This is a genomic window from Lentzea albida, assembly GCF_900111005.1.
GTDB lineage: Bacteria > Actinomycetota > Actinomycetes > Mycobacteriales > Pseudonocardiaceae > Lentzea > Lentzea albida.
This window is the reverse complement of sequence record NZ_FOFV01000024.1, coordinates 60,142-68,775: the sequence shown is the minus strand read 5'-3', so window position 1 is coordinate 68,775 and position 8,634 is coordinate 60,142. Positions and strand designations below refer to the sequence as shown.

General features: G+C 69.7%; 10 protein-coding genes. 8 read left to right on the top strand and 2 right to left on the bottom strand.

Annotation, left to right across the window (positions count from 1 at the left end; translation table 11 throughout):
* Position 1 precedes the first annotated feature (1 nt).
* Complete coding sequence (locus BMY74_RS39275; RefSeq protein ID WP_089925891.1) at positions 2-931, bottom strand: NAD(P)/FAD-dependent oxidoreductase; 930 nt, start codon at positions 929-931, stop codon at positions 2-4.
* Between the two features lie 85 nt (positions 932-1,016).
* Between BMY74_RS39275 and BMY74_RS39270 the strand changes: the two genes are divergently transcribed.
* From BMY74_RS39270 to BMY74_RS39240, 6 genes are all read left to right on the top strand, one after another.
* Positions 1,017-2,093 (top strand): saccharopine dehydrogenase NADP-binding domain-containing protein, encoded by a 1,077-nt coding sequence (locus tag BMY74_RS39270; RefSeq protein WP_089925888.1) that lies wholly within the window; start codon positions 1,017-1,019, stop codon positions 2,091-2,093.
* Entirely contained in the window at positions 2,051-3,028 is a 978-nt protein-coding gene (locus BMY74_RS46880; protein ID WP_342718405.1) for a thiamine pyrophosphate-dependent enzyme, read from the top strand. The genes BMY74_RS39270 and BMY74_RS46880 overlap by 43 nt, the downstream gene beginning before the upstream one ends.
* Before the next feature lie 49 nt (positions 3,029-3,077).
* Positions 3,078-3,827: a GH12 family glycosyl hydrolase domain-containing protein gene (locus BMY74_RS39255; protein WP_089925882.1), complete on the top strand. Its 750-nt coding sequence runs from the start codon at positions 3,078-3,080 to the stop codon at positions 3,825-3,827.
* Between the two features lie 80 nt (positions 3,828-3,907).
* On the top strand, positions 3,908-4,366 hold the full coding sequence (locus tag BMY74_RS39250) for a hypothetical protein (RefSeq protein ID WP_089925878.1): 459 nt from the start codon (positions 3,908-3,910) through the stop codon (positions 4,364-4,366).
* On the top strand, positions 4,363-4,848 hold the full coding sequence (locus BMY74_RS39245) for a hypothetical protein (protein ID WP_089925875.1): 486 nt from the start codon (positions 4,363-4,365) through the stop codon (positions 4,846-4,848). The genes BMY74_RS39250 and BMY74_RS39245 overlap by 4 nt, the downstream gene beginning before the upstream one ends.
* A complete protein-coding gene (locus BMY74_RS39240; protein ID WP_245786633.1) occupies positions 4,835-5,149 on the top strand; it encodes a winged helix-turn-helix domain-containing protein in 315 nt (104 codons plus the stop codon). The genes BMY74_RS39245 and BMY74_RS39240 overlap by 14 nt, the downstream gene beginning before the upstream one ends.
* Positions 5,150-5,635: 486 nt before the next feature.
* On the opposite strand, the gene BMY74_RS45845 is transcribed toward BMY74_RS39240, so the two are convergent.
* Positions 5,636-5,821 carry a hypothetical protein gene (locus BMY74_RS45845; RefSeq protein WP_218159901.1) on the bottom strand — a complete coding sequence of 62 codons (186 nt, stop codon included), beginning with the start codon at positions 5,819-5,821 and terminating at the stop codon, positions 5,636-5,638.
* Between the two features lie 512 nt (positions 5,822-6,333).
* Between BMY74_RS45845 and BMY74_RS46875 the strand changes: the two genes are divergently transcribed.
* The gene (locus tag BMY74_RS46875) at positions 6,334-6,888 is read left to right on the top strand and encodes an RICIN domain-containing protein (RefSeq protein WP_218159907.1); all 555 of its coding nucleotides are present in this window, start codon (positions 6,334-6,336) and stop codon (positions 6,886-6,888) included.
* Positions 6,889-7,288: 400 nt separating this feature from the next.
* A complete protein-coding gene (locus BMY74_RS39230; RefSeq protein WP_089925868.1) occupies positions 7,289-8,629 on the top strand; it encodes a glycoside hydrolase family 10 protein in 1,341 nt (446 codons plus the stop codon).
* The last annotated feature ends 5 nt before the right edge of the window (positions 8,630-8,634 follow it).

The window sequence follows — 8,634 nt, the reverse complement described above, 5'->3', positions numbered from 1 at the left end:
GCTAGGCCTGTTCCGCGGCGGCGAGCCCGGCGCGGAACAGGCCCTGCTCCAGCCACACCGCCGCCCGCACACCGTCGGCCGCCGCCTGGCTGACGAGCGTCAGCGCGTCGGGCAGCACGGCCAGCCTGGCCATGTCGCCCGCGGCCGACACACCCGCGACGGTGGTGGCCTGGAACTCGTCGACGCGCACGCAGCCGTCCGGGAGGATCTCGCAGCCGAGGTCGGCGGCGAAGGGCGCACCCTGCCGGGTAGGGGCGCGGTGGAAGACCGCCTCCCGCTGCACGACCTCACCACCTTCGAGGTGGATTTCCACGGCACCGAGCTCGCCGCCGACCCGTTCGACGCGGTCCGTCCGCACCGGGATTCCAGCCTGGTCCAGCCGCGCCAGCACCTCGGGCGGAAGCTCGTGCGGGCCGTCGGTCAGCACGACCACGTCCTTGCCGAACCGGTCGGCGACGTACAACCCGAGCATCACCTGGGGCACGTCGCGGCCGAGCACGGCGAGCGTCTTGCCGCTGGTCTCGTAGCCGTGGCAGAACGGGCAGTGGAAGACGGACCGGCCGAACCGCTCCGCGAGTCCGGGGATCTCCCACGGCTCGTCGACCTGCCCCGTGGCGAGCACGAGCCGGCGCGCCCGTTCGACCCGCCCGCCGGCCAGTTCCACGCGGAAGTCGTCGAGCGCGCCGGACACCGCGACCACCCGCGTCTGCTCCAGCCGCACGGTCTCGTAGCCGGCCAGTTCCTCGCGTCCAGTGGCGAGCAGGTCGGCCGGGGGGAAGCCGTCCCTGCTCAGGAACATGTGCACGCCGTCGGAGGGCGCGTTCCTCGGTTCTCCCCCGTCCACCACCAACACCGACCGCCGCTGCCGGCCCAGCACCTGTGCGGCGCTGAGGCCCGCCGCCCCGCCACCGATCACGACGACGTCGAACACGATCCCACCTCCAGTTTTCGATAATGACTATCACTATCAGAAACCTCGTGGGTGGTCGACACCCCGAACCGGAAGGGCACCCCGCATGACCATCGCGATCCTGGGCGGTTACGGAGCCGTGGGAGCCGCAGCCGCGCGCAGGTTGGCCGCCCGTGCCGCGTCCCCGCTCCGCATCGGCGGCCGCACCCTCCGCTCCGCCGCGGCGCTGTGCGAGGAACTCGGCGACGGCGCCACAGCGCACACCGTGGACCTGAGCGACAGCGCCTCAGTCGCCGCGTTCTGCGCGGGCAGCACCGTCGTCCTCAACTGCGCCGGACCGTCGTACCGCGTGCTCGACACCGTCGCGCTCGCCGCCCGCGAGGCGGGAGCGCACTACGTCGACGTCGCGGGCGACCTCCCCCTGCTGCGCCGCCTCCGCGCCCTGCCGCCCTCCGACCGCCTCGAGGTCGTGTCCGCGGGGGTCATGCCCGGCCTCACCGCGATCCTGCCGCTCACCCTGCTCGGCGACGATCCCGCGACCACGCGCATCGACCTCCACGTCGGCGGCCCGGTGCGCATCACCCCGGCGTCCGCGCAGGACATCCTGCTGGCCACCGGCCCCGACTTCGGCACCCCCTCAGCCACGTGGCGTGACGGCCGAGTCGCCCCCGGCACCGCGACCGCGCGCTGGCACACCACGCTTCCGCACTTCGGTCCCGACGTGCACGCCCTGCCCTACCTGACCACCGAGACCGCGGACATCGCACGCCACCACGGCCTCGGCGAGGTCCGGCAGCACTCGGTCTACGTCTCCGAACGCATCCCGACCACGCTGGCCACCGCGTGGGCGGACTCCCCGGACGACCCCACCTCCTGGGCGGGCGAACTGGCCGCCGCCGCGACAGCCGACCTCGCACAACACCGGCCCAGCTACACGATCCTGGCGGAGCGGAGGGACATCCCGTCGGGTCGCCTCGTCGGCCAACGGCTCCTGCAGGCCGACGACCCCTACCGGCTCAGCGGACTCGTGGCGGCCCTCACGGCCGAGGCTGCTCTCGCCCACGGCGGATCGGGCACGTGGCCCGCCTGGCGCTTCCTCGATGCGCACGAGACCTGGAGTGCCCTCACCTCGGATCCTCAATGCCGGACAGAAGTGCGGGCCACCTCCGCCGCACCGCTCTAGCCGGGGCGACAGTCCTGCGTCGGCGCACGGTACTCGTCGCGGCTTCCACCTCGTGGAGGAATGGCCGTCTACGAGCTGCTGCGCCTGGACCAGGTCCGCCGCGCCATCATGCAGAGCCCTGCACCCTGATGCGGGACGGCGCTGCGCCCGCGTTGCTGTCCGTGATCCCGTCCCCAGCGTGCGCATACCCGACAAGTCGGGCCTCTCCTCCTGCGCGTCGCGACGAGGGAGCATCACTGCCGGAGTGCGGTGAGCAGCGCCGCGGCCTGTTCGCGGGAAGGGACGTGGCGGCGCGCGCAGCGCCGGACTCGCGCTCACCCCGGCCGGACCACCCGGTCACCGCCCTGACCGGCGACGGCGAACAGCTGATGGGCATCGGCGCGCTCGGCACCGTCGCCGCGGCCCGTCCCGCGAACCTCACCGTCGTCGTGCTGGACAACGGCCACTTCGGCGAGACCGGCATGCGGCCGGGCCACACCGGCCTCGGCACGGACCCCGTCGCCGTGGCGCGGGGTTCGGGATCACCGATGTCTTCCAGGCCCGTCAGGTCGCCGAGGTCACCTCGCGCGTGCTGTCGGCCCGTGACGGTGTCGCCGGCAAGAACTCGTTCCGCGCCGCGCTGGGCCCGCCTACCTTCTGACGCCCTGCGCCGAGATCGCCAAGGGGTGGACGGCGGAGGTAGATGTCGCTGCCGCAGCAGTCGACGATCCTCGAACCACTCACCTCGCAATCGCGGATCCCGAGATCGCAAACATGGATACGAGCACCGCGGAATTGGTCGCTCTGGGCGTGTTCGGAAACCATCGACGCAGTCTCGTTCAGCCATCACGCCCGCACCAAGTTCCTCACCCATCGGCCGGTTCATCTTGTGGACCCGCCGATCGATTCGACGTGAATTCGACGATCAGGCCGCAGGAATTCTGCGGAGCATTTGACGGCCCGCTAACTTGGGAGCGCTCCCATAACCCTGTCCCAGGAGTCGTCATGCGAAAGACCTTTCGCGCGGCCGTCGCCGCAGGCCTGCTCGTCGCGAGCACCTTCGTCGCGACGGCGGGCCCCGCGCACGCCGACGTGACCATCTGCGACCAGTACGGGTCGACCACGATCCAAGGCCGGTACGTGGTCCAGAACAACCGGTGGGGCACGTCGGCCCAGCAGTGCGTCAACGTCACGTCGTCCGGTTTCCAGATCACCCGCCAGGACGGTTCGTCGCCGACCAACGGGGCGCCCGTGTCCTACCCGTCGGCGTTCCTCGGTTGCCACTACGGCAACTGCTCCCCCGGCTCCGTTCTGCCGATGCAGGTGAGCCGGATCCGCAGTGCCACGTCGGCGATCAACTACCGCTACGCCGGCGGCACCTACAACGCCTCTTACGACATCTGGCTCGACCCCACGCCGAAGACCAACGGGGTGAACCAGGTGGAAATCATGATCTGGTTCAACCGCCAGGGCTCGATCCAGCCCATCGGCAGCGCGGTCGGCACGACCACCCTCGGCGGGCGCAGCTGGCAGGTGTGGCGCGGCAGCAACGGTTCCAACAACGTCATCTCCTACCTCGCGCAGTCGCCGATCAGCTCGTGGTCGTTCAACGTGCTCGACTTCGTCAACGACGTGCGCAACCGCGGCGCGATCACGAACTCCTGGTACCTGACGAGCATCCAGGCCGGGTTCGAGCCGTGGAACGGCGGTGTCGGCCTGGCGGTCGACAACTTCTCGGCGTCCGTCAGCGGCTGAGCAGACCCCTCCTCCACTTGCCTGAGCGGAAAGTGCACGCTACTTTCCTCTCAGGCAACTACTTTCCCGAGGAGGATGAGATGGCGCTCACCGCACTGCGACCAGCACGAACTCCGACGCCGCCGGCCGTCGAGGGGCTGCCGGCGTGGTACTTCGTCCTGGCCGGTTCGCTCGTGGCGAGCTTCGACATCAGCCAGCAGTTCAGCCCTGCCCACCCGGCCGTCGCGGCGCTGCCCCTGGTACTCGCCGTCGCGCACATCGCGCTCTGGTTCACGGTGCTTTCGCGCCGCCGCGAGTTCATCCGCTCGGTGTGGCGCTCGAAGCGGGCGCGGCTGCTGGCCGTGCTCCTGTTCGCCGTCCGACTGGGCCTCCAGCTGGTCCTGACGAAGGCCGTGGACGAGACCGCGCCCCTGCACAGCTACGCGCACCTGGTGATGGGGCTGGTGCTCCTGGTCCTGACCACGGCAGGCGCGTGGTTCGACCAGTGGCTGATCTTGCGCACCCTGAACCGGCACCAGGAGCAGACGGAGGAACGATGACCGAACCGACGCCGGAAGAGGCCGCGGCGGCACTGCACGCGGTTCGCCAGGGCAAGGACCAGGTGGCGAGGTCCGCGCTCGGGTCCCGCCGGCTGTGGATCGCGTGCGGTCTCGCCCTCTTCGCCTACTGCGTGGTGATCGACCTCGCGCCCGCCGTGGGCAGCTGGCTGCTCTGGCCGTTCCTGCTGGTCTGCCTCGGCCTGTCCTTCGCCCTGCGCACGCGGACCGGTGGCGCCCTTCTCGGCCGTCGCGTCGCCGTGTCGAACCGCAGCCTGCCGGTCGGCCTCCGGTGGCGGTTGCTGCGCCTGGTACCCGTCCTCGCGATCGGGATCGTCGGGGCGCTGCTGATCGCGTGGCTGCAGGTGCCGCACGCCGCCATCTACTATGGGGCGCTGGCCGGGCTCTACGTCGTGTTCCTCGGTCCGAAGTTCCAGCTGTGGTTGTTGCGCAGGCAGGACGAGGTGAGTGGTGGCCGAGCTTGACCAGCTCCTGCTGGACCCGACGAGACTGGCCATCGTCTCCCTGCTGACCGCGGCGGAGTGGGCCGAGTTCGGGTTCGTCCGGGACTCGGTGGGGCTCTCCGACTCCGCACTGTCCAAACAGGTCACCACGCTGTCGAAGAACGAGTACGTCGAGGTCCGCAAGGGGTACGTCAACAAGCGGCCGCGGACCTGGCTCAACCTGACCGGTCCCGGTCGCTCGGCCCTGAGCGCGCACATCGCGGCGCTGCAGGCCATCGCGGAGAAGGCCAAGGCGGACGGGGCGAGCCACTCCCGCGGCTGACGCCGAAGCCGAGTTCAGCCGGTCGTGCCACCGGCCACCTGAACAGCGTGGCGAACCAGAACCGCGTGGAGGTGGAGAGCGTCAACTCCTTCACCGACAGGCACTCAGCCGGTGCAGAGCATCAGCGGGAACTTCCTGACGACGCAGCAACCCGCCTGGAACAACAACAAGTTCGGCCACGACACGCTCAACGACCCGTTCCGCACCGGGCCGCTCCACCTGACGAACGCGTACGACTTCCTGGACACGGCGGGCGATCGGGTGGTGCCTCAACCCGGGCACCGGGGTCCTGAACCACATCCCCCGCTCCGGGCAGAACATGAACAACGTCAGCGTCGAACTGCCCACCCCGCAGTCGCTCGTGGCCGTCGGCGGCACCTACGACGCGCCCGCGCACGACATCTCGTTCAGCGGCATCACCTTCACCGCTACGTCGTGGCTCGGCCCCGGCGGCAACCAGGGGTACGCCGACCAGCAGACCGGCGCCTACACCTCGGGCAACTGGAGCCGGCCGGCGGACGGGCTGAACTCCTGCCGCAGCGGCTGCCCGGCGTTCGAGGCGGTCCGGCCGCACTGGTCGCAGATGCCCGCCGCCGTCCAGATCTTCGCGGCCGGCCGCGTCACCTTCACCGACTCCCGCTTCGTCGACCTCGGGCAGACCGCGATCGGCATCGGCAACGACGCCAACGCGCACACCAGCCGAGTCGGCCTCGGTGCGCCGGCATCACGATCACCCGCTCGGAGATCGCGCAGAACTCGGAGGGCGGCGTGGTGGTCGGCGGCGTGCGCGCCGACGCGCACCACCCGAGCGACCAGCGGATGGTCAACCGGGACATCACGGTCAGCTACGACCGCGTGCACGACCTCGGGATCGAGTACCGGGGCATCGTCTCCGTGCTCAACACGTACGTCACCAACGCGACGGTGGCGCACAACGAGGTCTACAACCTGCCGTACTCCGGCATCTCCCTCGGCTACGGCCGGGGTTCCAACGACGCGGGCGGCAGCAACCACAACCCGGGCAGGGGTCTCCACCACTACCAGCCCCGCCACTCCACCCCCACCACGGCGTCCGGCAACAAGCTGCTGAACGACTACGTCCACGACGTGATGCAGCAGATGACCGACGGCGGGTGCATCTACACGTCGGGCTGGAACCTTAACGCGGAGATCAGCGGCAACCACTGCCCGCGCACCAACGGTTCCTTCGGCCTGTACTTCGACGAGGGCTCCCAGCACCACCGCGCGACCGGCAACGTCTTCTCCTCCACCGGGACCTGGGCCACCGCCGACTACGGCGGCGGCGAGAACGCGGGCGACTGGACGCTCACCGGAGACTGGTCGAGCAACGGCAGCAGCAACATCTCCCACGGAGACCGCGGCAACGTGGTGAACGGCGACGTCGTCGTCTCCGCCGGCAGCTGGCCGGGCGGCGCCCAGGCGGTGGTGGCCAACGCGGGACCTGGCGGCGGCACCGGGGCGGACGCGAGAACGTCACCGTCGTCGGCACCCAGTCGGGCCGGCGCCTCGACGTCGCGTCCACGGCGAACAACAGCGCCGTGAGGCTGTGGGACTGCGATGACGGAGCGAACCAGCGGTGGAACCACACGTCCGCCCGGCAGTTCACGATCGGCGGCAGGTGCCTCGACGCCAGTGGCGGTGGCACCGCCAACGGCACCGCGGTGATCCTGTGGGACTGCCACGGCGGCCTGAACCAGCAGTGGAGCCTGCGCGGCTGACCGGCACGACCACACCGCGCTGCCGTCCGCCGCGAGAGGCGAACGGCAGCGCGGCCGTACCCGCGGAAAGCTAAAAGTGTTAGCGCTCACTTTAGCAAGGGGTCGATTTGTTCGAATATTTTCGACGACATTCGACTGCGTTCGAACTGGTTCACCACTATTTCGACCCACTCCCGTGCGCCATCCAGAGCAATTATCCGGACAACTGGCACGCACCTTCTTGTGAGCGTGAACATCCAGCTGGAACACTCCTGACCGGCGCACTCGCAGTCGCATGCGGAAGGGGACGGCGATGACGCTTTTCCACCGAAGACGATTCCGCGCGCACCTCTGAAGCGCGAACTGGATCGCCCTGCCCATCACGCCCGCATTCCGGGCACCTCCGGTGAAAGTGTGGAAGATGAAACTGACATCGAGGTCGGTCTCACTCGTCCCGATCGTGGCGACAGCATCGGCGGCGGCTCTCGGCGCCGTGCTCGTCGTGTCCGCTCCCGCCAGCGCGGCGACCACCCTCGGCGCCGCCGCGGCGCAGTCCGGTCGCTACTTCGGCACGGCCGTCGCGGCGGGCAAGCTGAACGACCAGACGTACGTGAACATCCTCAACACCGAGTTCAACATGGTGACCGCCGAGAACGAGATGAAGTGGGACGCGACCGAGCCCAACCGCGGCCAGTTCACCTACTCCGGCGGGGACCGCGTCCTGAACCAGGCCGTGAGCAACGGCAAACGGGTCCGCGGGCACGCTCTCCTGTGGCACCAGCAGGAACCGGGCTGGGCGCAGCGCATGGAGGGGTCGGACCTGCGCCAGGCCATGATGAACCACGTCACCCAGGTCGCCACGCACTACAAGGGCAAGATCTACGCCTGGGACGTCGTCAACGAGGCCTTCGCCGACGGCGGCAGCGGCGGCCGGCGCGACTCCAACCTGCAGCGGACCGGCAACGACTGGATCGAGGCGGCGTTCCGCGCGGCCCGTGCGGCCGATCCCGCCGCGAAGCTCTGCTACAACGACTACAACACCGACAGCATCAACCCGAAGTCCACCGGCATCTACAACATGGTGCGCGACTTCAAGTCCCGCGGTGTGCCGATCGACTGCGTGGGATTCCAGGCCCACCTCACCAACACCGCGCCGTCGGACTACCAGGCGAACCTCCAGCGCTTCGCGAACCTGGGCGTCGAGGTGCAGATCACCGAGCTCGACATCTCCGGGAGCAACCAGGCGAACGCCTACGGAGCCGTGACCAGGGCCTGCATGGCCGTCCGTGCCTGCGCCGGCATCACCGTGTGGGGAATCCGCGACACCGACTCGTGGCGCACCGGCCAGAACCCGTTGCTGTTCACCGGTTCCGGCGCCAAGAAGGCCGCCTACAACTCGGTGCTCGACGCGCTGAACGCGGGAGGCACCGGTCCCACGACGACCACCACCACGACGTCGAACGACCCCGGTCCCGGTGGCTGCACGGCGTCGGTCTCGCTGAACCAGTGGGACGGCGGGTTCGTCGCCACGGTCAAGGTCACCGCCGGATCCCGTGCGCTGAACGGCTGGCGGGTCACGACCACCCTGTCGAACGGGACGGTCACCTCGTCGTGGAGCTCGAACCGCAGCGGCACCAGCGGAACCGTCACCTTCACCAACGTGGACTACAACGGCGCGGTGCCGGCCGGTCAGTCCACCGAGTTCGGCTTCCAGGGCACCGGCAGCGGGTCCGGGCTCAACCCCACCTGCGCCGCCACCTGACACAC